Here is a 23,304-nt window from a genome sequence, read left to right on the forward strand (position 1 = left end):
AACTCAATACTGAATAATAACGGCTGAACATTATGGAAAGTTACCAGATCGACAACCTCGACCGAGGCATTCTGGAGGCGCTGATGGCCAATGCCCGTACGGCCTATGCCGAACTGGCGAAGCAGTTTGGCGTCAGCCCCGGGACCATCCACGTACGGGTAGAGAAGATGAAGCAGGCGGGCATCATCACCGGTGCGCGCATTGATGTCAGCCCGAAACAGCTCGGCTATGACGTCTGCTGCTTTATCGGCATTATCCTCAAGAGCGCCAAAGACTACCCGTCAGCGCTGGCGAAGCTGGAGAGCCTGGAAGAGGTCACCGAGGCCTACTACACCACTGGCCACTACAGCATCTTTATTAAGGTGATGTGCCGTTCGATCGACGCCCTGCAGCAGGTACTTATCAACAAGATCCAAACAATTGATGAGATCCAGTCCACCGAGACGCTGATCTCCCTGCAGAACCCGATTATGCGTACCATCCGCCCTTAATCGGGCAAAACAATTACCACATTTTCCACAGGTAGATCCCAGCCCATTCACAGCGTACAATACCGCTCTAACTCATTGGAGCGGATCATCATGGCAGACATTACTCTCATCAGCGGCAGTACGCTGGGCGGCGCGGAATACGTTGCAGAACATCTGGCTGATAAGCTGGAAGATGCAGGCTACTCTACCACCACGCTGCATGGGCCTCTGCTTGAGGATCTTCCTACCGATGGCGTATGGCTGCTGATCTCCTCCACGCATGGCGCGGGGGATCTGCCGGATAACATCCTGCCTTTATATGAAGAGTTGCAGGAGCAGCAGCCGGATCTCTCCCAGGTTCGCTTTGGCGCAGTGGGTCTCGGTAGCCGTGAGTACGACACCTTCTGTGGTGCCATTGAGAAGCTGGAAGAGATATTAAAAGGCTGCCAGGCAAAACAGATCGGCGAGACGCTAAGGATCAACGTCCTCGAACATGAGATTCCGGAGGATCCGGCCGAAATTTGGTTGGGATCGTGGATCAATTTACTGAAAGAAGTGTAAAGATCGTGCGATCAGCTGTGGGTAACTCTGGTTAAAAGCGTTGATCAACCGGTAGTTATCCACGGTATAAGGTTTGTTTAAAGTTTCACCTGTGCATAACCCGCCTTTTTGATCCCAGCTTATACGGCGTGGGATCACCGATCTTTCACAGCAAACGATCCTCAATAACACGTTGATCTTAATAAGAGGATCCTGCTTATCCACAGGGCATGCCGATCCTAATAAGAGATCATAATAAAACAGATCTTAAATAAAAAAGATCTTCTTTTTAATAGTCAGGATCCCGGCTCTTTCTCGACGGGCTAAAGTTGAGTAGAATCCACCGCCCAGGCACCCATCCACTTTCTAACCGCTCTACGCGAGGCAAATCACCATGTTTTATCAGGATCCTTTTGACGTCATCATCATTGGCGGGGGTCATGCAGGTACCGAGGCTGCAATGGCCGCTGCACGTATGGGTCAGCAGACCCTCCTTCTGACACACAATATCGACACGCTGGGGCAGATGTCCTGCAACCCGGCAATCGGTGGTATTGGGAAAGGACACCTGGTAAAAGAAGTGGACGCGCTGGGCGGGCTGATGGGCACCGCGATCGATCAGGCGGGCATTCAGTTTAGGATACTAAACGCGAGCAAAGGCCCCGCCGTGCGGGCGACCCGTGCTCAGGCGGATCGCGTGCTCTATCGCCAGGCAGTACGCACCGCGCTGGAGAACCAGCCGAACCTGATGATCTTCCAGCAGGCGGTTGAGGATCTGATCGTCGAAAACGATCGTGTTGTCGGTGCGGTGACCCAGATGGGCCTCAAATTCCGTGCGAAGTCGGTGGTGCTGACGGTCGGTACCTTCCTCGACGGCAAAATTCATATCGGGCTGGATAACTACAGCGGTGGCCGGGCAGGCGATCCGCCGTCCATTTCACTCTCGCGCCGCCTGCGTGAGCTGCCGCTGCGCGTAAACCGCCTGAAAACCGGTACGCCGCCGCGTATTGACGCCCGTACCATCGACTTTAGCGTTCTGGCCCAGCAGCATGGTGATAACCCGCTGCCGGTCTTCTCGTTCATGGGTTGCGTTGACCAGCATCCGCGCCAGGTGCCGTGCTACATCACCTACACCAACGAGAAAACCCATGACGTGATCCGCAATAACCTCGATCGCAGCCCGATGTACGCCGGGGTGATCGAGGGGATCGGCCCACGTTACTGCCCGTCGATCGAAGACAAGGTGATGCGCTTTGCCGATCGTAACCAGCACCAGATCTTCCTGGAGCCAGAAGGCCTGACCTCAAACGAAGTTTACCCGAACGGCATCTCTACCAGCCTGCCGTTTGACGTACAGATGCAGATTGTCCGCTCCATGCAAGGGATGGAGAACGCGAAGATTGTTCGTCCGGGCTATGCCATCGAGTATGACTTCTTCGATCCGCGTGACCTGAAGCCGACGCTGGAGAGCAAGTTTATCCAGGGCCTCTTCTTTGCCGGACAGATCAACGGCACCACCGGCTACGAAGAAGCCGCTGCGCAGGGTCTGCTGGCAGGTCTTAACGCCGCCCGCTTCTCTGCCGAGAAAGAGGGCTGGGCGCCGCGCCGCGATCAGGCTTACCTGGGCGTGCTGGTGGACGATCTCTGCACCCTGGGTACCAAAGAGCCGTACCGGATGTTTACCTCCCGCGCCGAGTATCGTCTGATGCTGCGTGAAGATAACGCCGACCTGCGTTTGACTGCCGCAGGCCGCGAGCTGGGGCTTGTCGACGACCAACGCTGGGCGCGCTTCAACGAGAAGCTGGAGCGCATTGAGCGTGAGCGTCAGCGTCTGAAGGATATCTGGGTGCACCCGCACTCTGAGCAGGTTGACGAAGTGAATGCTATCCTCAGCGCGCCGCTGTCTCGCGAAGCCAACGGTGAGGATCTGCTGCGCCGTCCGGAGATGACCTACAGCGAAATGGTCAACCTCTCGCCGTTTGCGCCAGGCCTTGACGATCCGCAGGCCGCTGAGCAGGTAGAGATCCAGGTTAAATACGAAGGCTACATCGCCCGCCAGCAGGATGAGATTGAAAAGCAGCTGCGTAACGAAAGCGCTATCCTGCCAGCGACGCTGGACTACCGTCAGGTGAGCGGCCTCTCCAACGAGGTGATCGCCAAGCTTAACGATCACAAACCGTCATCCATTGGCCAGGCATCACGCATCTCTGGGATCACCCCTGCCGCCATCTCCATTCTGCTGGTCTGGCTGAAGAAACAGGGTATGCTGCGCCGCAGCGCCTGATCTATCAGAGCTAACGCCCGGTGGCGCTAACGCTTACCGGGCTTACCGAACCCATAGCATTTGTAGGCCCGGTAAGCGCAGCGCCACCGGGCAACTCAATTTTAGACAGGTAACTACCGTGCTCAATAAACTCTCTCGTCTGCTCAACGACGCAGGCATTTCGCTCACCGATCACCAGAAACAGCAGCTGGTGGCCTATGTCGATATGCTCCACAAATGGAATAAAGCGTACAACCTCACTTCGGTACGCGATCCGAACGAGATGCTCATCCGCCACATTCTGGACAGCGTAGTGGTCGCCCCTCATCTGACCGGAACGCGTTTTATCGACGTAGGAACAGGACCTGGGCTGCCGGGCGTGCCGTTAGCTATCGTTCTGCCCCATGCGCACTTTACGCTGCTGGACAGCCTTGGCAAACGCATCCGCTTTCTGCGCCAGGTGCAGCATGAGCTGAAGATTGATAATATCGCGCCGGTACAGAGCCGCGTAGAGGCGTTCCCGGCCGAGCCGCCGTTTGATGGCGTTATCAGCCGCGCCTTTGCCTCGCTCAACGATATGGTCAGCTGGTGTCACCACCTGCCGGCAGGGGAGGGGCGTTTCTATGCGCTGAAGGGCCTGCTGCCTGATGACGAAATTGCCCAACTGCCGCCCGGGTTCAGCGTGGATTCCGTAGTGAAACTTCGCGTTCCTCAGCTGGAAGGGGAACGTCATTTAGTGATCGTTAAGGCAAACTCGCTTTAATTTTTATCAAAAAATGGCAATTTTCCGCTGTAGAGAATCTGTTAAAAAAAGCTAAACAAAGCAGCGGAAGATTTTTCAGCATTTAACCATAAATTTACTGTGACTTTTCCAGCTGTTAACCTCATATTTTGCTTAACCGTGAAAATAGTCAACAGGGAAAGTATCAGGCTGCTAAAAATCAGCCAAATCGATTTTACAGAGATGTTAAATATTTATTAAGAATGTCAATAAAACGTTTTTATTGTATATCGGGCTGTTTTAAAAAGAGTGGATAAGATTCATCAAAAATATCAAAAAGATGAGTCAATAGAATTTCTTATCATCAATAATATGTCCTGACCGGAAATGTTCAAATTGTGATCTGATGCACGCTTTAACATCAGTGTTGGCGCGCAATTAGCAAATTTGCACTAGCGCTCACAGTTTGTCTGAAAGTGAAAAAATAGCGCTCGGGAAATTTATTTAAACATTTATTCACCTTTTTGCTACTTATTGTTTGAAATCACGAGGCCGCACCGTATAATTTGCTCGCTTTTTGATGCTTGACTCCGAGCCATAAAGAACGTTTTATACGACACGCGACATACCTCGAAGTGAGCAGGAGTAAAAACGTGATGTCTTTGTCGCTCTTGAGTAGAAACGTTGCTCGTAAGCTTCTGTTCATTCAGTTTCTGGCTGTGGTAGCAAGTGGATTGCTATTTAGCCTCAAAGACCCCTTCTGGGGCGTCTCCGCGTTATGCGGTGGACTGGCAGTCGTACTGCCAAATATGTTGTTTATGATTTTTGCCTGGCGTCATCAGGCGCATACACCTGCTAAAGGCCGCATGGCCTGGTCCTTCGCCTTCGGTGAAGCGTTCAAGGTGTTAGCAACCTTCGTGTTGCTGGTGGTGGCGCTGGCGGTTTTGAAGGCGGTGTTTTTGCCGCTGATCGTGACGTGGGTTTCGGTGCTGGTTGTACAGATACTGGCACCCGCTGTAATTAACAACAAAGGGTAAGAGGCATCATGTCTGCAGGAGAAATCTCAACACCGCAGGACTACATCGGTCACCATCTGAATAACCTTCAGATTGACCTGCGTACGTTCTCGCTGGTGGATCCGCATAACCCCCCGGCCACTTTCTGGACGCTGAACATCGACTCCATGTTCTTCTCGGTGGTTCTGGGCCTGTTGTTCCTGATGATGTTCCGCAGCGTTGCCAAAAAAGCAACCAGCGGCGTCCCAGGAAAATTCCAGACGGCGATTGAGCTGGTCATTGGTTTTGTCCACGGTAGCGTGAAAGACATGTACCACGGCAAGAGCAAAGTGATCGCGCCGTTGGCCCTGACGATTTTCGTCTGGGTATTCCTGATGAACCTGATGGATCTGCTGCCCATCGACTTCCTCCCGTGGATCGGTGAGCATGTCCTCGGCCTGCCAGCACTGCGCGTGGTTCCGTCTGCGGACGTGAACATCACCCTGTCGATGGCGCTGGGCGTATTTATCCTCATTCTGTTCTACAGCATCAAAATGAAAGGCATTGGCGGCTTCGCGAAAGAGCTGACGCTGCAGCCGTTCAACCACTGGGCATTTATTCCTGTCAACTTAATCCTTGAAGGGGTAAGCCTGCTGTCTAAACCGGTTTCGCTCGGTCTGCGACTGTTCGGCAACATGTATGCCGGTGAGTTGATTTTCATTCTGATTGCTGGTCTGTTGCCGTGGTGGTCACAGTGGGTTCTGAATGTGCCGTGGGCCATTTTCCACATCCTGATCATTACGCTGCAAGCCTTCATCTTCATGGTTCTGACGATCGTCTATCTGTCGATGGCGTCTGAAGAGCACTGATTTTTTTACCAACACTACTACGTTTTAACTGAAACAAACTGGAGACTGTCATGGAAAACCTGAATATGGATCTGCTGTACATGGCTGCCGCTGTGATGATGGGTCTGGCGGCAATCGGTGCTGCGATCGGTATCGGCATCCTCGGAGGTAAATTCCTGGAAGGCGCAGCGCGTCAACCGGATCTGATCCCTCTGCTGCGTACTCAGTTCTTTATCGTTATGGGTCTGGTGGATGCTATCCCAATGATCGCTGTAGGTCTGGGTCTGTACGTGATGTTTGCTGTCGCGTAGTAAGCGTTGCTTGATTTTACGGGCAATATCAGAACGTTAACTAGATAAGAGGCATTGTGCTGTGAATCTTAACGCAACAATCCTCGGCCAGGCCATCGCGTTTGTCCTTTTCGTTCTGTTCTGCATGAAGTATGTATGGCCGCCGTTGATTGCTGCCATCGAAAAACGTCAAAAAGAGATTGCTGACGGTCTTGCTTCTGCTGAACGAGCTAAAAAGGATCTGGACCTTGCACAGGCCAACGCGACCGACCAGCTGAAAAAGGCGAAAGCGGAAGCCCAGGTAATCATTGAGCAGGCGAACAAACGCCGTGCCCAGATCCTGGACGAAGCCAAAACCGAAGCAGAGCAGGAACGTACTAAAATCGTGGCGCAGGCGCAGGCAGAAATTGATGCCGAACGTAAGCGCGCTCGCGAAGAGCTGCGTAAGCAGGTCGCCGTTCTGGCTGTTGCTGGCGCCGAGAAGATCATCGAACGTTCCGTGGATGAAGCTGCTAACAGCGACATCGTGGACAAACTTGTCGCTGAACTGTAAGGAGGGAGGGGCTGATGTCTGAATTTGTTACGGTAGCTCGCCCCTACGCCAAAGCAGCTTTTGACTTTGCCGTCGAACACCAGAGCGTCGAGCGCTGGCAGGATATGCTGGCGTTTGCCGCCGAGGTGACAAAAAACGAACAAATGGCAGAGCTTCTCTCCGGTGCGATGGCACCGGAAACGCTCGCTGAGTCGTTTATCGCAGTATGTGGAGAGCAGCTGGACGCCAACGGCCAGAACCTGATTAGGGTGATGGCAGAGAACGGTCGTCTGAATGCGCTTCCTGATGTTCTTGAGCAGTTTATTCAATTGCGTGCAGCCAGCGAGGCTACCGCTGAGGTTGAAGTCACCTCGGCAACCGCACTGAGTGAAGAACAGCTTTCGAAAATCAGCGTCGCGATGGAAAAACGTCTGTCACGCAAAGTGAAGCTGAATTGCAAAATCGATAAGTCTGTAATGGCAGGCGTTATCATCCGTGCGGGTGATATGGTCATTGATGGCAGCGTACGCGGCCGTCTTGAACGCCTCGCAGACGTCTTGCAGTCTTAAGGGGACTGGAGCATGCAACTGAATTCCACCGAAATCAGCGAACTGATCAAGCAGCGCATTGCTCAGTTCAATGTTGTGAGTGAAGCTCACAACGAAGGTACTATTGTTTCTGTAAGTGACGGTGTTATCCGTATCCACGGTCTTGCTGACTGTATGCAGGGTGAGATGATCTCCCTGCCGGGTAACCGTTACGCTATCGCACTGAACCTGGAGCGCGACTCCGTAGGTGCCGTAGTAATGGGTCCGTATGCTGACCTCGCCGAAGGCATGAAGGTGAAGTGTACTGGCCGTATTCTGGAAGTGCCGGTCGGCCGTGGCCTGCTGGGCCGCGTGGTGAACACCCTGGGTGCGCCAATCGACGGTAAAGGTCCGGTTGATAACGATGGCTTCTCGCCTATCGAAGTTATTGCACCGGGCGTAATCGATCGTCAGTCCGTCGACCAGCCGGTACAGACCGGTTATAAATCCGTTGACGCCATGATCCCAATCGGCCGTGGCCAGCGTGAGCTGATCATCGGTGACCGTCAGACCGGTAAAACCGCGATGGCAATCGATGCGATCATCAACCAGCGTGATTCCGGCATCAAATGTGTGTACGTGGCTATCGGCCAGAAAGCGTCCACCATTGCTAACGTGGTTCGCAAACTGGAAGAGCACGGCGCACTGTCCAACACCATCGTTGTGGTGGCGACTGCGTCTGAATCCGCTGCGCTGCAGTACCTGGCTCCGTATGCCGGTTGCGCAATGGGCGAATACTTCCGCGACCGCGGCGAAGATGCGCTGATCGTATACGATGACCTGTCCAAACAGGCCGTTGCTTACCGTCAGGTCTCCCTGCTGCTCCGTCGTCCGCCAGGACGTGAAGCCTTCCCGGGCGACGTGTTCTACCTCCACTCCCGTCTGCTGGAGCGCGCATCCCGCGTAAACGCTGAGTACGTTGAGAACTTCACCAAAGGTGAAGTAAAAGGTAAAACCGGCTCCCTGACCGCGCTGCCGATCATCGAAACCCAGGCGGGTGACGTTTCCGCGTTCGTTCCGACCAACGTAATCTCGATTACCGACGGTCAGATCTTCCTGGAAACCAACCTGTTTAACTCCGGTATTCGTCCGGCAGTTAACCCGGGTATCTCCGTATCCCGTGTGGGTGGTGCAGCTCAGACCAAGATCATTAAGAAACTGTCCGGTGGTATCCGTACCGCGCTGGCACAGTATCGTGAACTGGCAGCATTCTCCCAGTTCGCATCCGATCTGGATGAAGCAACCCGTAAACAGCTGAGCCACGGTCAGAAAGTGACCGAGCTGCTGAAGCAGAAACAGTACGCTCCAATGTCTGTTGCGCAGCAGGGCCTGGTGCTGTTCGCGGCTGAACGCGGTTACCTCGAAGATGTGGAACTGGCGAAAATCGGTAGCTTCGAAGCCGCTCTGCTGGCTTACGTTGACCGTGACCACGCTCCGCTGATGCAAGAGATCAACCAGTCCGGTGGCTATAACGACGAAATCGAAGGCAAGCTGAAAGGCATCCTCGATTCCTTCAAAGCAACCCAGTCCTGGTAACGTCTGGCGGTCTGTCTTAGGGCAGACCGCAAGGCATTGAGGAGAAGCTCATGGCCGGCGCAAAAGAGATACGTAGTAAGATCGCAAGCGTCCAGAACACGCAGAAGATCACTAAAGCGATGGAGATGGTCGCCGCTTCCAAAATGCGTAAATCGCAGGACAGAATGGCAGCCAGCCGTCCTTATGCAGACACCATGCGCAAAGTGATTGGTCACCTTGCTCACGGTAATCTGGAATATAAGCACCCTTACCTGGAAGAACGCGACGTTAAGCGCGTGGGCTACCTGGTGGTGTCTACCGACCGTGGCCTGTGCGGTGGCTTGAACATTAACCTGTTCAAAAAACTGCTGGCGGATATGAAAGCGTGGTCCGATAAGGGCGTTCAGAGCGAACTCGCGATGATCGGCTCCAAGGGCGTCTCGTTCTTCAACTCCGTAGGCGGCAACGTTGTTGCTCAGGTAACCGGCATGGGGGATAACCCTTCCCTGTCCGAACTGATCGGCCCGGTAAAAGTGATGTTGCAAGCCTACGACGAAGGTCGTCTGGACAAGCTTTACATCGTCAGTAACAAATTTATCAACACCATGTCCCAGTCTCCGACCATCACCCAGCTGCTGCCGCTGCCGGCATCAGAGGATGATGAGCTGAAACATAAGGCCTGGGATTACCTGTACGAGCCCGATCCGAAAGCGCTGCTGGATACCCTGCTGCGTCGTTACGTCGAGTCGCAGGTGTATCAGGGTGTTGTAGAAAACCTGGCCAGCGAGCAGGCCGCGCGTATGGTGGCGATGAAAGCCGCAACCGATAACGGCGGTAGCCTGATTAAAGAGTTGCAGTTGGTGTACAACAAAGCTCGTCAGGCCAGCATAACTCAGGAACTCACCGAAATCGTCGGTGGCGCGTCTGCGGTTTAACCAGGTTTAGGAAATTCGTAGAGGATTCAAGATGGCTACTGGAAAAGTTGTCCAGGTAATCGGCGCCGTGGTGGACGTCGAGTTCCCGCAGGACGCCGTACCGAACGTGTACGACGCCCTCGAAGTGACAAATGGTAATGAGCGTCTGGTGCTGGAAGTTCAGCAGCAGCTCGGCGGCGGTATCGTACGTACCATCGCTATGGGTTCTTCCGACGGTCTGCGTCGTGGTCTGGAAGTTCAGGATCTCGAGCACCCGATCGAAGTGCCGGTAGGTAAAGCGACCCTGGGTCGTATCATGAACGTACTGGGTCAGCCGATCGATATGAAAGGCGACATCGGTGAAGAAGAGCGTTGGGCTATCCACCGCGCAGCACCGTCCTATGAAGAGCTCTCCAGCTCTCAGGAGCTGCTGGAAACCGGCATCAAGGTTATCGACCTGATGTGTCCGTTCGCCAAGGGCGGTAAAGTCGGCCTGTTCGGCGGCGCGGGCGTAGGTAAAACCGTAAACATGATGGAGCTGATCCGTAACATCGCGATCGAGCACTCCGGTTACTCCGTGTTTGCAGGCGTGGGTGAGCGTACTCGTGAGGGTAACGACTTCTACCACGAGATGACCGACTCCAACGTTCTGGACAAAGTATCTCTGGTGTACGGCCAGATGAACGAGCCGCCGGGAAACCGTCTGCGCGTTGCACTGACCGGCCTGACTATGGCTGAGAAGTTCCGTGACGAAGGTCGTGACGTACTGCTGTTCGTTGACAACATCTATCGTTACACCCTGGCCGGTACGGAAGTATCCGCACTGCTGGGCCGTATGCCTTCAGCGGTAGGTTACCAGCCGACGCTGGCGGAAGAGATGGGCGTTCTGCAGGAGCGTATCACCTCTACCAAAACCGGTTCTATCACCTCCGTACAGGCGGTATACGTACCTGCGGATGACTTGACTGACCCGTCTCCGGCAACCACCTTTGCGCACCTTGACGCAACCGTGGTACTGAGCCGTCAGATCGCATCCTTGGGTATCTACCCGGCCGTTGACCCGCTGGACTCCACCAGCCGTCAGCTGGATCCGCTGGTAGTTGGCCAGGAGCACTACGACACCGCGCGTGGCGTACAGTCTATCCTGCAGCGTTACCAGGAACTGAAAGACATCATCGCCATCCTCGGTATGGATGAGCTGTCTGAAGAAGACAAACTGGTGGTAGCACGCGCACGTAAGATCCAGCGCTTCCTGTCCCAGCCGTTCTTCGTGGCAGAAGTATTTACCGGCTCTCCGGGCAAATACGTCTCCCTGAAAGACACTATCCGTGGCTTTAAAGGCATTATGGAAGGCGAGTACGATCACCTGCCGGAGCAGGCGTTCTACATGGTGGGTTCCATCGACGAAGCCGTGGAAAAAGCCAAAAAACTTTAACGCCTTAATCGGAGGGTGATATGGCAATGACTTACCACCTGGACGTGGTCAGCGCAGAGCAACAGATGTTCTCTGGTCTGGTCGAGAAAATCCAGGTAACGGGTAGCGAAGGTGAACTGGGGATTTACCCGGGTCACGCCCCGCTGCTCACCGCCATTAAGCCTGGTATGATCCGCATCGTGAAACAGCACGGTCATGAAGAGTTTATCTATCTGTCTGGTGGCGTACTTGAAGTACAGCCGGGCACCGTGACCGTACTGGCTGATACCGCGATTCGTGGCCAGGATCTCGACGAAGCGCGAGCCCTGGAGTCGAAGCGTAAAGCAGAAGAGCACATCAAGAGCTCGCACGGCGACGTGGATTACGCTCAGGCGTCTGCGGAGCTGGCCAAAGCTATTGCGAAACTGCGCGTTATCGAGTTGACCAAAAAAGCGATGTAACACCGGCTTGAACGTACGAAGCCAGTCTGGTCTCCAGGCTGGCTTTTTTTATGCCTGGCAGTTGTTCCCATGCGGTTTTAAAAAGATGTTTTAAGTTTTTTGTGATTTTAATCACAAAAATGTTGATCGATTAATCATCACAGCGTAGACTTATTTTTGTGAAGTAAGTCACACTAATTTATCTATCGACCGGGAAAACATCATGAAACTGATTAACAAAATCATCGCTTTCTTCAATAACATGAACGTTTCTTTTGGTACGTTTAATCTTTAATGACTAAAGATACCGCCGATTAAAACTACAATCGCTAACGGTATAAACAGAACATAACAAGGGCTGCCTGGCGGGCGGCCTTTGTGTTTTATATTCCCCAACAAATATCGCCCGATCGGCCTGGATTTTCCCTGGCTGGATCCCTTTATACTCACCCTCACTTTGCGCCGAAGCGGCAGCCGCTTAACCGCGCCTCTTTATTCAAGGATCGAAAGAAACGAAAAAACATCAGCATAGCGGGTAAAGAGGCAGCAATATGTACGCGTTATGCCGTAATTCGTTTTATGATGGGTTAAACCAGGGGAACAAATGCGGGTAAAAGCGGCCAATCGCACATTTTATACGCACCCCATTTCACGCTGAAAAAAATGTAGTATTTTCAACGTTAAACGGTAAAAATTCTTCTTCAAACTAGAGTCAGGACGCGTATGTTGAACAGTAACATGAGCGTGGTGATCCTTGCCGCTGGCAAGGGAACCCGTATGTATTCGGATCTTCCTAAAGTGCTTCATACTCTCGCCGGGAAAGCGATGGTACAGCATGTCATTGATGCCGCGAATAATCTCGGCGCACGTCACGTTCATCTGGTCTACGGCCACGGCGGCGATCTGCTTAAACAGACGCTGCGTGACGACAACCTGAACTGGGTGCTGCAGGCGGAACAGTTGGGCACGGGCCATGCTATGCAGCAGGCTGCCCCTGGCTTTGCCGACGATGAAGATATCCTCATGCTCTACGGCGACGTACCGCTGATCTCCGTTGAGACACTGCAGCGCCTGCGCGATGCCAAACCGCAGGGCGGCATTGGGCTGCTCACAGTCAATCTTGACGATCCCACCGGCTATGGCCGTATCACCCGTCAAGACGGGAAGGTGACCGGCATCGTTGAGCATAAAGATGCGACTGCTGAACAGCATAAAATTCAGGAGATCAATACCGGGATCCTGATTGCCAACGGTGCGGATCTGAAGCGCTGGCTGGGCAAGCTCACCAACGACAATGCGCAGGGTGAGTACTACATCACCGACATTATCGAGCTGGCTTATCTTGAAGGTCGTGAGATCGCCGCGGTGCACCCGCAGCGTCTGAGTGAGGTTGAGGGCGTGAACAACCGCCTGCAGCTTTCTCGTCTGGAGCGCGTCTATCAGTCCGAGCAGGCGGAGAAGCTGCTGCTGGCGGGTGTCATGCTGCGCGATCCGGCACGCTTTGACCTGCGCGGTACGCTCAGCCACGGCCGTGATATTGAGATCGACACCAACGTCATTCTGGAAGGCAACGTTACCCTGGGTAACCGGGTTAAGATCGGCGCGGGCTGCGTGATCAAAAACAGCGTCATCGGTGACGACTGCGAGATCAGCCCCTACAGCGTGGTAGAAGATGCCGCTCTGGAAGCGGCCTGCACCATTGGCCCGTTTGCCCGTCTGCGTCCTGGCGCAGAGCTGCTGGCCGGCGCGCACGTTGGTAACTTCGTCGAGATGAAAAAGGCGCGGCTGGGCAAAGGCTCGAAGGCAGGCCATCTGACCTATCTGGGCGACGCGGAGATTGGCGACAACGTTAACATCGGTGCAGGGACTATTACCTGCAACTATGACGGTGCCAACAAGCATAAAACCATTATCGGCGACGACGTCTTTGTCGGCTCTGATTCGCAGTTTATCGCTCCGGTGAGCGTGGCCAGCGGCGTTACCATTGCGGCGGGCACCACGGTGACCCGTGACGTCGCAGAGGGCGAGCTAGTGATCGGCCGTGTCAAACAGACCCATATCAAGGGCTGGAAGCGTCCGGTCAAGAAGAAGTAAACCCTTTTGTAAGCCGGCCAGGCAGCAATGCCGTCCGGCAAACAGGGATGAGGAGGTCAACATAGATCTCCCGCCCACCAGCAGTAGCTATAAATATAACCCCACTCTCTACAAGGCTCGGGGCGCCCGGAAAACGGGTAACGCAGGTTGACCGACAACGCATGGCTTACGCCATAATCAGGAAATCTAACTATGTGTGGAATTGTTGGCGCAGTTGCGCAGCGTGATATTGCTGAAATCCTTCTCGAAGGCTTACGTCGTCTCGAATACCGTGGCTATGACTCTGCCGGTCTGGCAGTGGTCGACAGTGAAGGGCATATGACCCGCCTGCGTCGTCTCGGTAAAGTCCAGATGCTCTCTCAGGCAGCCGAAGAGCATCCGCTGCATGGCGGAACCGGTATTGCCCATACCCGTTGGGCAACGCACGGTGAACCGTCTGAAGGCAACGCTCACCCGCATGTCTCTGAACATATCGTGGTGGTGCACAACGGCATTATTGAGAACCACGAGCCGCTGCGCGAAGAGTTAAGATCGCGCGGCTATGAATTTGTCTCCGAAACCGATACCGAAGTCATCGCTCACCTGGTGCACTGGGAGCTGGCAAAAGGCGGCTCGCTGCGCGATGCCGTTCTGCGCGCTATCCCGCAGCTGCGCGGCGCGTACGGTACGGTTATCATGGATACCCGCGATCCTGACACGCTGCTGGCTGCCCGCTCCGGTAGCCCGCTGGTTATCGGCCTTGGCATGGGCGAAAACTTCATCGCCTCTGACCAGCTGGCCCTGCTGCCGGTGACCCGCCGCTTTATCTTCCTCGAAGAGGGCGATATTGCGGAAGTGACCCGCCGTAGCGTCGTGGTATTCGACCGTTCTGGCCATGAAGTGAAGCGCCCGGACATCGAATCTAACCTGCAGTATGACGCTGGCGATAAGGGTATCTACCGCCACTACATGCAGAAAGAGATCTACGAGCAGCCAAACGCCATTAAAAATACCCTGACCGGGCGTATTAGCCACGGCGAGATCGATCTCAGCGAGCTGGGCGAGAAAGCCAACGAGATGCTCTCTCAGGTTGAGCATATTCAGATCATCGCCTGCGGTACCTCCTACAACTCCGGGATGGTGTCACGCTACTGGTTTGAATCGCTGGCCGGTGTGCCGTGCGATGTGGAAATCGCCTCTGAGTTCCGCTACCGCAAATCCGCCGTGCGCCGTAACAGCCTGATGATCACCCTCTCCCAGTCTGGTGAGACGGCGGACACCCTGGCCGCGCTGCGCCTCTCCAAAGAGCTGGGCTACCTCGGTTCGCTGGCGATCTGTAACGTGCCTGGCTCCTCGCTGGTACGTGAATCTGACCTGGCGCTGATGACCAACGCCGGAACCGAGATCGGCGTGGCCTCCACCAAGGCCTTTACCACCCAGCTCACCGTGCTGCTGATGCTGGTGGCGAAGCTGAGCCGCCTGAAGGGTCTGGACGCCTCTATCGAGCAGGATATTGTGCATGGTCTGCAGGCGCTGCCGAACCGTATCGAGCAGATGCTCTCCCAGGACAAACGCATTGAAGCGCTGGCAGAGGACTTCTCTGAGAAGCACCACGCCCTGTTCCTTGGCCGTGGCGATCAGTACCCTATCGCGCTGGAAGGCGCGCTGAAGCTGAAAGAGATCTCCTACATCCACGCGGAAGCCTACGCCGCAGGCGAGCTGAAGCACGGCCCGCTGGCGCTGATTGATGCTGATATGCCGGTTATCGTTGTGGCACCTAACAACGAACTGCTGGAAAAATTGAAGTCCAACATCGAAGAAGTTCGCGCCCGTAGCGGCGTACTCTATGTCTTCGCCGATCAGGATGCCGGTTTCACCAGCAGCGATAACATGCACATTATCGAGCTGCCGCACGTGGAAGAGGTGATTGCGCCAATCTTCTACACCGTGCCGCTGCAGCTGCTGGCCTACCACGTCGCGCTGATCAAAGGCACCGACGTTGACCAGCCGCGTAACCTCGCGAAGTCTGTCACCGTAGAGTAATCTTCCTCTTACGTCCCGTCGCTCTGGCGGGACGTCTCTCCTCGCTGTGCTATTTTTAAACAATCCATAGACTATTTTCGGTCAAATAAGCGCCTGTCATAAAAATGTCATAATACGTACATTTAACTGTCACCTGGTTGTCCTATTTTGCATATCGTAGAAACCAAACAACGATTTACAATCCCTCAGGAGACATTATGAAAGTCATGCGTACCACTGTCGCTACTGTTGTCGCCGCGACCTTATCCCTGAGCGCTTTCGCTGTTAACGCAGCGGCAAGCCTGACCGGCGCGGGTGCAACCTTCCCAGCGCCAGTGTATGCCAAATGGGCGGATACCTATCAGAAAGCGACCGGTAGCAAAGTCAACTACCAGGGTATCGGCTCCTCCGGCGGCGTGAAGCAGATCACTGCTAACACCGTTGATTTTGGCGCGTCTGACGCTCCGCTGTCTGATGAGAAACTGAACCAGGAAGGCCTGTTCCAGTTCCCGACCGTTATCGGTGGCGTGGTGCTGGCGGTTAACCTGCCGGGCGTGAAATCCGGTGAGCTGGTGCTGGATGGTAAAACGCTGGGTGACATCTACCTGGGTAAAATCAAAAAATGGGATGACGAAGCGATCGCTAAGCTCAACCCAGGCATGAAGCTGCCTTCACAGAATATCGCCGTGGTTCGTCGCGCTGACGGCTCCGGTACCTCCTTCGTCTTCACCAGCTATCTGACAAAAGTGAACGAAGAGTGGAAATCAAAAATCGGTTCTGGCTCTACCGTAAACTGGCCGACCGGTCTGGGCGGTAAAGGTAACGACGGTATCGCCGCGTTCGTACAGCGTCTGCCTGGCTCTATCGGCTACGTAGAGTACGCTTACGCTAAGCAGAACAACCTGGCCTACACCAAGCTGGTCTCTGCCGATGGCAAACCGGTTTCTCCGACCGAAGAGAGCTTCTCTAACGCCGCGAAAGGCGTGGACTGGAGCAAAACCTTCGCTCAGGACCTGACTAACCAGAAGGGTGACAACGCGTGGCCAATCACCTCCACCACCTTCATCCTGATCCACAAAGAGCAGAAGAAACCTGAGCAGGGCGCTGAAGTGCTGAAGTTCTTTGACTGGGCATACAAAGACGGTGCGAAACAGGCTAACGATCTGGATTACGCAACCCTGCCGGACAGCGTGGTTGAGCAGGTTCGTGCCGCATGGAAAACGAATGTGAAAGACAGCAGCGGTAAAGCGCTGTACTAACAGGATCTTTTTGACGAAGATGGCGGGTGGCGTAGGCTTCCCGCCCTACGGATAAAAACTGTAGGCCCGGTAAGCGTTCACGCCACCGGGCAAATTCGTAAGACGTATATAACAGAAGAGTAATTTATGGCTGCAACCAAGCCTGCTTTTAACCCACCGGGTAAACAAGGTGACATGATCTTCGGCGCGCTGGTCAAACTGGCTGCGCTGATTGTGCTATTGCTGCTCGGCGGCATCATCATCTCCCTGATTGTCTCCTCCTGGCCAAGCATCCAGAAATTTGGGTTCTCTTTCCTGTGGACCAAAGAGTGGGACGCCCCCAACGATATCTACGGCGCGCTGGTGCCGATTTACGGTACGCTGGTGACCTCCTTTATCGCGCTGCTGATCGCCGTTCCGGTGAGTTTCGGTATCGCGCTGTTCCTGACGGAGCTGGCTCCCGGCTGGCTGAAGCGTCCGCTGGGTATCGCCATTGAGCTGCTCGCCGCTATCCCCAGTATCGTTTACGGCATGTGGGGGCTGTTTATCTTCGCTCCGCTGTTTGCCACTTATTTCCAGGAGCCGGTGGGCAACGTGCTCTCCGCCATTCCGTTTGTCGGCGCGCTCTTCTCCGGCCCGGCGTTTGGTATCGGTATCCTCGCGGCGGGCATTATCCTCGCCATCATGATCATTCCGTACATCGCCTCGGTAATGCGCGACGTGTTTGAACAAACCCCGGTGATGATGAAAGAGTCGGCCTACGGCATCGGCTGCACCACCTGGGAGGTGATCTGGCGCATCGTGCTGCCGTTCACCAAAAACGGCGTCATCGGCGGGGTCATGCTTGGCCTGGGCCGCGCGCTGGGTGAAACGATGGCGGTAACCTTTATCATCGGTAACACCTACCAGCTCGACAGCGCCTCGCTCTATATGCCGGGCAACAGTATCACCTCTGCGCTGGCTAACGAATTCGCTGAAGCGGAGTCCGGGCTGCACGTCGCCGCGCTGATGGAGCTGGGCCTGATCCTCTTTGTGATCACCTTTATCGTCCTGGCGATTTCGAAAGTGATGATCCTACGCCTGGCGAAAAACGAGGGGGCACGCTAATGGCTACGCTCGAGATGCAAACCACGACGGAGCTGGCTGAATCGCGCCGTAAAATGCAGGCGCGTCGCCGCATGAAAAACCGCATCGCGCTGACGCTCTCGCTGGCGACGATGGCGTTCGGCCTCTTCTGGCTGATCTGGATCCTCTTCTCCACCGTGACGCGCGGTATCGACGGCATGTCGCTGGCGCTGTTCACCGAGATGACGCCGCCGCCGAACACCGCAGGCGGTGGGCTGGCAAACGCCCTGGCGGGCAGCGGCCTGCTGATCCTCTGGGCGACCGTGTTTGGTACCCCGCTCGGCATTATGGCGGGCATCTACCTTGCCGAGTATGGGCGTAAGTCCTGGCTGGCAGAGGTGATCCGCTTCATTAACGATATTCTGCTCTCTGCCCCCTCTATCGTGGTGGGCCTGTTTGTCTACACCATCGTGGTGGCGCAGATGGAGCACTTCTCCGGCTGGGCTGGCGTGATTGCGCTGGCGCTGCTGCAGGTGCCGATTGTTATCCGCACCACCGAGAACATGCTGAAGCTGGTTCCGGACAGCCTGCGTGAAGCCGCCTACGCGCTGGGCACGCCGAAGTGGAAGATGATCTCCGCAATTACGCTGAAGGCCTCTATCTCCGGCATTCTGACCGGCGTGCTGCTGGCGGTGGCGCGTATCGCCGGCGAAACCGCACCGCTGCTCTTCACCTCCCTCTCCAACCAGTTCTGGAGCACGGATATGATGCAGCCTATCGCGAACCTGCCGGTCACCATCTTTAAATTTGCCATGAGCCCGTTTGCCGAGTGGCAACAGCTGGCCTGGGCTGGCGTATTGATTATCACCCTGTGCGTGCTGCTGCTGAACATCCTGGCTCGCGTTATCTTCGCCAAGAAGAACGGTTAAAATTTTGCGGCGTGGCCCCGGTCGCGCCCGATTGAGGAAAAGAGTAAATGAGTATGGTTGACACCACCTCCGGCAAGATTCAGGTTCGCGATTTGAACTTCTACTACGGGAAGTTCCACGCGCTGAAAAACATCAACCTGGATATCGCCAAGAATCAGGTTACGGCGTTTATCGGCCCGTCAGGCTGCGGTAAATCCACCCTGCTGCGTACCTTTAACAAAATGTACTCTCTCTACCCGGAGCAGCGCGCCGAGGGGGAGATTCTGCTGGATGGCGAGAACATCCTCACCCACAGCCAGGATATCGCCCTGCTGCGTGCTAAAGTCGGGATGGTCTTTCAGAAGCCGACGCCGTTCCCGATGTCTATCTATGACAATATCGCTTTCGGCGTGCGCCTGTTTGAGAAACTCTCCCGCGCCGATATGGACGAGCGCGTGCAGTGGGCGTTGACCAAGGCCGCATTATGGAATGAAACCAAAGATAAACTGCACCAGAGCGGGTACTCTCTCTCCGGTGGTCAGCAGCAGCGTCTGTGCATCGCACGCGGTATCGCCATTCGCCCGGAAGTGCTGCTGCTGGATGAACCCTGTTCAGCCCTCGACCCTATCTCTACCGGGCGTATTGAGGAGCTGATCACCGAGCTGAAGCAGGATTACACCGTGGTGATCGTGACCCACAACATGCAGCAGGCTGCACGTTGCTCCGACCATACGGCCTTTATGTACCTGGGCGAGTTGATTGAGTTCAGCAACACGGACGATCTGTTCACCAAGCCTGCGAAGAAACAAACAGAAGACTATATCACCGGCCGTTACGGTTGATTCAGGAGTCGCTATGGACAATCTAAACCTTAATAAACATATCTCCGGCCAGTTTAACGCCGAGCTGGAGAGCATCCGCACTCAGGTGATGACGATGGGTGGGATGGTAGAGCAGCAGCTCTCTGATGCGATCACCGCCATGCATAACCAGGACAGCGAGCTGGCCAAGCGCGTTGTTGCGGGTGACCATCAGGTCAACATGATGGAAGTGGCGATCGACGAGGCCTGCGTGCGCATTATCGCCAAGCGCCAGCCGACGGCGAGCGACCTGCGGCTGGTGATGGCGATCATCAAAACCATCGCCGAGCTGGAGCGTATCGGTGACGTCGCGGACAAAATCTGCCGCACGGCGCTGGAGAAGTTCTCCCAGCAGCACCAGCCGCTGCTGGTGAGCCTGGAGTCGCTGGGTCGCCATACGGTGCAGATGCTGCATGACGTGCTGGATGCCTTTGCGCGCATGGATCTGGATGAAGCGGTGCGTATCTACCGTGAAGACAAGAAGGTGGATCAGGAGTACGAAGGTATCGTGCGGCAGCTAATGACCTACATGATGGAAGATTCTCGTACCATCCCAAGCGTGCTGACCGCGCTGTTCTGCGCTCGCTCTATCGAGCGTATCGGCGACCGCTGCCAGAACATCTGCGAGTACATCTTCTACTTCGTGAAGGGGCAGGATTTCCGCCACGTTGGCGGCGACGAGCTGGACAAACTGCTCGCCGGTAAAGATCCGAAAGAGTAACCTGCTTTGTCGCGTCTGTCATTTTTGTAGGCCCGGTAAGCCTGCGCCACCGGGCAATTCGCCGGATGGCGCTGATGCTTATCCGGCCTACGTTATTTCTGGGTCACTTCCCACCCACGCGCTTTCCACAGTTCTGGCAGCTGCGATAACTCGGTAAAGGTCGTCACCTTCGGGTGGTCAATCGGCTGGTTGTGCGGATCGGCGCAGAAGTAGAACACCTCCATCCCGGCATCAATCCCCGACTGCGCGCCTGCCGCAGAGTCATCCACCAGAATACACTTCGTCGGATCCACGTCCAGCGCGCTGGCAGCATGAAACATCAGAGCCGGATCCGGCTTCCAGCGCTGAATGTCGTAGCCGCTGAACAGCAGATCGGGAAAGTAGTGCAGCATCCCGAGCTTACCCAACGAGTGCTGCATTTTGCTGACCGGGCCGTTTGAGACCACACACATCGGCACGCTGACGGACTCTAGCAGCGCATCTGCTCCGGCGATAATCTCCAGCTCGGCATCGAACAGGCGTGCGACCTCGGCGCGGTAGATTGGCTCCAGCTCTGCTTTGGCCAGGTTGACGCCATGCTCGGCGTTAATAATGTCGATAATTTCGTAGAGCTTAACGCCTTTAAAGCGCTTAAAAATCTCCGCCAGATCGAGCGTAATGCCAAACTGCGCGAACATATGCACGTACGCGCGGGAACAGATCACCTCGCTGTCGACCAGCGTGCCATCACAGTCGAAAAAAATCGCTTCTATTTGGGACATGCCGTTTCCTGTTTATTGCAAGTTTAACGTTTACTTAACGCAGATTTCTCCGCGCAATCGATGCCGTATAAGCAAAATCAATGAAAAAAAGTGTGTGATAACCGTCAACATTGTCGCATTTTGGTATAGGATAGCGACGAATTTTCCTTCCCTGTTCGGAAATAGATAATGAGCCAACAACACACTACCCAGGCCGCGGGCCAGGGGTTGCTCGACCGCGTGTTTAAACTGCGCGAGCATGGCACCACGGCACGCACCGAGGTGATCGCCGGTTTTACCACCTTCCTGACGATGGTCTACATCGTCTTTGTTAACCCACAGATTTTGGGTGTTGCTGGCATGGATACCAGCGCGGTATTCGTTACTACCTGTCTGATCGCTGCCTTTGGCAGCATCCTGATGGGGCTGTTCGCTAACCTGCCGGTAGCGCTTGCCCCCGCGATGGGGCTGAACGCCTTCTTCGCCTTTGTGGTGGTCGGCGCAATGGGCCTGCCGTGGCAGGTGGGAATGGGGGCCATCTTCTGGGGCGCTATCGGCCTGCTGCTGCTGACTATCTTCCGCGTCCGCTACTGGATGATCGCGAACATCCCGGTGAGCCTGCGCGTGGGGATCACCAGCGGTATTGGTCTGTTCATCGGCATGATGGGCCTGAAAAACGCGGGCGTGATCGTGGCGAACCCGGAGACGCTGGTGACCATCGGCAACCTGACCTCCCACAGCGTGCTGCTGGGCGTGCTGGGCTTCTTTATCATCGCCATTCTCGCCTCACGTAACGTCCACGCGGCGGTGCTGGTCTCTATCGTGGTGACTACCCTGCTGGGCTGGTGGCTGGGCGATGTGCACTACAGCGGGATTGTCTCCGCGCCGCCGAGCGTGACCAGCGTTGTCGGCCACGTTGATCTCGCAGGCTCGTTTAACCTCGGCCTCGCGGGTGTGATCTTCTCGTTTATGCTGGTCAACCTGTTTGACTCCTCCGGGACGCTGATCGGCGTGACCGATAAAGCCGGTCTGGCTGACGAGAAGGGTAAATTCCCGCGCATGAAGCAGGCCCTGTTTGTTGACAGCGTCTCCTCCGTAGCAGGCTCCTTTATCGGTACCTCATCGGTCACCGCCTATATTGAGTCCTCTTCCGGCGTCTCCGTCGGTGGGCGCACCGGCCTCACCGCCGTGGTGGTAGGTGTGCTGTTCCTGCTGGTGATTTTCCTGTCGCCGCTGGCCGGGATGGTACCGCCGTATGCCGCTGCGGGTGCGCTGATCTACGTCGGCGTGCTGATGACCTCCAGCCTCTCCCGCGTGAAGTGGGACGATCTGACCGAAGCCGTGCCGGCCTTTATCACCGCCGTGATGATGCCGTTCAGCTTCTCCATTACCGAAGGCATCGCGCTGGGCTTTATCTCCTACTGCATTATGAAGATCGGTACCGGACGTTTCCGCGACCTCAGCCCGTGCGTGATTATCGTTGCGCTGCTGTTTGTGCTGAAGATTGTATTTATCGACGCGCACTAATCGCTAAAAACTGGCCCGGCAGGCTTTGCGCTGCCGGGCTTTTTTTATGCCCTGACCTTCTTGATGTAATCACCAAACGCCGTCAGCTGACCGGTCAGATGGTCCAGCGTGCTCTGATCGATAACCTCGCCCGTCTGCGGATCCACCTTGTTCTGGATCACCCCGCCCATAAACTCCGGTTTGTTCATCACCATCGCGTCGAGAAACACCAGAATCTGTCGAAGATGATACTGACAGCGTGCACCGCCGATAGCGCCCATTGAGCTGGTCTGGATCAGCACCGGCTTACCGGCCAGCGGCTGCGCAGGCAGGCGTGACAGCCAGTCGATGGCGTTCTTCAGGCCGCCCGGTACGGAGTAGTTGTATTCCGGCGTCACAATCACCACGCCATCGGCATTGCGGATCTGCTCGGCAATGGCCTCAACGCTCTGCGGGAAACCCTCCTCCTGCTGGATATCGGCATCGTACAGCGGGATAGCGCCGATGGTCGGCAGCGGCGCAACCGTCATGCCTTCCGGCGCGATTTTTGGCAGCGTACGGGCCACCATTGCATTGAATGAGCCTTTGCGCAGGCTGCCAAGTAACGTAACGACGTGCAGTGAATCAGACATCTTTACTCCT

The 23,304-nt window shown here is 55.3% G+C and carries 23 protein-coding genes; 21 read left to right on the forward strand and 2 right to left on the reverse strand.

Annotated features, from left to right (window positions below; translation table 11 throughout):
- Positions 1 to 32 precede the first annotated feature (32 nt).
- The 20 genes from asnC (at position 33) to phoU (ending at position 20,416) form a co-directional block, all read left to right on the forward strand.
- Positions 33 to 491, forward strand: coding sequence for a transcriptional regulator AsnC (asnC, locus tag RTX96_RS04880; protein WP_042393528.1), 459 nt, complete (start codon positions 33 to 35; stop codon positions 489 to 491).
- A gap of 90 nt (positions 492 to 581) precedes the next feature.
- Positions 582 to 1,031: an FMN-binding protein MioC gene (gene mioC / locus RTX96_RS04885; RefSeq protein WP_312670367.1), complete on the forward strand. Its 450-nt coding sequence runs from the start codon at positions 582 to 584 to the stop codon at positions 1,029 to 1,031.
- Positions 1,032 to 1,404: 373 nt separating this feature from the next.
- Positions 1,405 to 3,294, forward strand: a complete 1,890-nt coding sequence (mnmG, locus tag RTX96_RS04890; RefSeq protein WP_312670368.1) for a tRNA uridine-5-carboxymethylaminomethyl(34) synthesis enzyme MnmG — start codon at positions 1,405 to 1,407, stop codon at positions 3,292 to 3,294.
- A 118-nt stretch (positions 3,295 to 3,412) separates the two neighbouring features.
- Positions 3,413 to 4,036 carry a 16S rRNA (guanine(527)-N(7))-methyltransferase RsmG gene (gene rsmG / locus RTX96_RS04895; RefSeq protein ID WP_103820594.1) on the forward strand — a complete coding sequence of 208 codons (624 nt, stop codon included), beginning with the start codon at positions 3,413 to 3,415 and terminating at the stop codon, positions 4,034 to 4,036.
- A 614-nt stretch (positions 4,037 to 4,650) separates the two neighbouring features.
- Positions 4,651 to 5,031, forward strand: coding sequence for a F0F1 ATP synthase subunit I (gene atpI, locus RTX96_RS04900; RefSeq protein WP_312670611.1), 381 nt, complete (start codon positions 4,651 to 4,653; stop codon positions 5,029 to 5,031).
- An 8-nt stretch (positions 5,032 to 5,039) separates the two neighbouring features.
- Positions 5,040 to 5,858, forward strand: coding sequence for a F0F1 ATP synthase subunit A (atpB, locus tag RTX96_RS04905; protein ID WP_103820592.1), 819 nt, complete (start codon positions 5,040 to 5,042; stop codon positions 5,856 to 5,858).
- A gap of 50 nt (positions 5,859 to 5,908) precedes the next feature.
- The gene (atpE, locus tag RTX96_RS04910) at positions 5,909 to 6,148 is read left to right on the forward strand and encodes a F0F1 ATP synthase subunit C (protein ID WP_000429386.1); all 240 of its coding nucleotides are present in this window, start codon (positions 5,909 to 5,911) and stop codon (positions 6,146 to 6,148) included.
- Positions 6,149 to 6,209: 61 nt separating this feature from the next.
- Positions 6,210 to 6,680, forward strand: coding sequence for a F0F1 ATP synthase subunit B (gene atpF / locus RTX96_RS04915; protein ID WP_042393514.1), 471 nt, complete (start codon positions 6,210 to 6,212; stop codon positions 6,678 to 6,680).
- 14 nt (positions 6,681 to 6,694) lie between these two features.
- Positions 6,695 to 7,228, forward strand: a complete 534-nt coding sequence (gene atpH / locus RTX96_RS04920) for a F0F1 ATP synthase subunit delta (RefSeq protein WP_103820591.1) — start codon at positions 6,695 to 6,697, stop codon at positions 7,226 to 7,228.
- A 12-nt stretch (positions 7,229 to 7,240) separates the two neighbouring features.
- On the forward strand, positions 7,241 to 8,782 hold the full coding sequence (gene atpA, locus RTX96_RS04925) for a F0F1 ATP synthase subunit alpha (protein ID WP_103820590.1): 1,542 nt from the start codon (positions 7,241 to 7,243) through the stop codon (positions 8,780 to 8,782).
- Between the two features lie 50 nt (positions 8,783 to 8,832).
- Positions 8,833 to 9,696 (forward strand): F0F1 ATP synthase subunit gamma, encoded by an 864-nt coding sequence (gene atpG, locus RTX96_RS04930; RefSeq protein WP_103820589.1) that lies wholly within the window; start codon positions 8,833 to 8,835, stop codon positions 9,694 to 9,696.
- A 31-nt stretch (positions 9,697 to 9,727) separates the two neighbouring features.
- Entirely contained in the window at positions 9,728 to 11,110 is a 1,383-nt protein-coding gene (gene atpD / locus RTX96_RS04935) for a F0F1 ATP synthase subunit beta (protein ID WP_042393505.1), read from the forward strand.
- 20 nt (positions 11,111 to 11,130) lie between these two features.
- Positions 11,131 to 11,550, forward strand: coding sequence for a F0F1 ATP synthase subunit epsilon (locus RTX96_RS04940; protein ID WP_103820588.1), 420 nt, complete (start codon positions 11,131 to 11,133; stop codon positions 11,548 to 11,550).
- 702 nt (positions 11,551 to 12,252) lie between these two features.
- Complete coding sequence (gene glmU, locus RTX96_RS04945) at positions 12,253 to 13,623, forward strand: bifunctional UDP-N-acetylglucosamine diphosphorylase/glucosamine-1-phosphate N-acetyltransferase GlmU (RefSeq protein ID WP_312670369.1); 1,371 nt, start codon at positions 12,253 to 12,255, stop codon at positions 13,621 to 13,623.
- A gap of 192 nt (positions 13,624 to 13,815) precedes the next feature.
- A complete protein-coding gene (gene glmS, locus RTX96_RS04950) occupies positions 13,816 to 15,645 on the forward strand; it encodes a glutamine--fructose-6-phosphate transaminase (isomerizing) (RefSeq protein WP_103820586.1) in 1,830 nt (609 codons plus the stop codon).
- Positions 15,646 to 15,842: 197 nt separating this feature from the next.
- The gene (pstS, locus tag RTX96_RS04955; protein ID WP_312670372.1) at positions 15,843 to 16,883 is read left to right on the forward strand and encodes a phosphate ABC transporter substrate-binding protein PstS; all 1,041 of its coding nucleotides are present in this window, start codon (positions 15,843 to 15,845) and stop codon (positions 16,881 to 16,883) included.
- Positions 16,884 to 17,009: 126 nt separating this feature from the next.
- A complete protein-coding gene (pstC, locus tag RTX96_RS04960) occupies positions 17,010 to 17,969 on the forward strand; it encodes a phosphate ABC transporter permease PstC (protein ID WP_103820584.1) in 960 nt (319 codons plus the stop codon).
- Positions 17,969 to 18,856 (forward strand): phosphate ABC transporter permease PstA, encoded by an 888-nt coding sequence (gene pstA / locus RTX96_RS04965; RefSeq protein WP_103820583.1) that lies wholly within the window; start codon positions 17,969 to 17,971, stop codon positions 18,854 to 18,856. The genes pstC and pstA overlap by 1 nt, the downstream gene beginning before the upstream one ends.
- A 47-nt stretch (positions 18,857 to 18,903) precedes the next feature.
- Positions 18,904 to 19,677, forward strand: a complete 774-nt coding sequence (pstB, locus tag RTX96_RS04970) for a phosphate ABC transporter ATP-binding protein PstB (RefSeq protein ID WP_103820582.1) — start codon at positions 18,904 to 18,906, stop codon at positions 19,675 to 19,677.
- Positions 19,678 to 19,690: 13 nt separating this feature from the next.
- Positions 19,691 to 20,416: a phosphate signaling complex protein PhoU gene (gene phoU, locus RTX96_RS04975; protein ID WP_042393573.1), complete on the forward strand. Its 726-nt coding sequence runs from the start codon at positions 19,691 to 19,693 to the stop codon at positions 20,414 to 20,416.
- Positions 20,417 to 20,508: 92 nt separating this feature from the next.
- On the opposite strand, the gene yieH is transcribed toward phoU, so the two are convergent.
- Complete coding sequence (gene yieH / locus RTX96_RS04980) at positions 20,509 to 21,177, reverse strand: 6-phosphogluconate phosphatase (protein WP_312670373.1); 669 nt, start codon at positions 21,175 to 21,177, stop codon at positions 20,509 to 20,511.
- Positions 21,178 to 21,345: 168 nt separating this feature from the next.
- Here yieH and adeP point away from each other — a divergent pair, with 168 nt between their 5' ends.
- Positions 21,346 to 22,683: an adenine permease AdeP gene (gene adeP / locus RTX96_RS04985; protein WP_141092966.1), complete on the forward strand. Its 1,338-nt coding sequence runs from the start codon at positions 21,346 to 21,348 to the stop codon at positions 22,681 to 22,683.
- Positions 22,684 to 22,727: 44 nt separating this feature from the next.
- Here adeP and RTX96_RS04990 read toward each other — a convergent pair whose 3' ends face one another.
- A complete protein-coding gene (locus RTX96_RS04990; protein WP_103820578.1) occupies positions 22,728 to 23,294 on the reverse strand; it encodes an NADPH-dependent FMN reductase in 567 nt (188 codons plus the stop codon).
- Positions 23,295 to 23,304: the final 10 nt, after the last annotated feature.

Source organism: Pseudescherichia sp. (genome assembly GCF_032052675.1).
Lineage (GTDB): Bacteria > Pseudomonadota > Gammaproteobacteria > Enterobacterales > Enterobacteriaceae > Pseudescherichia.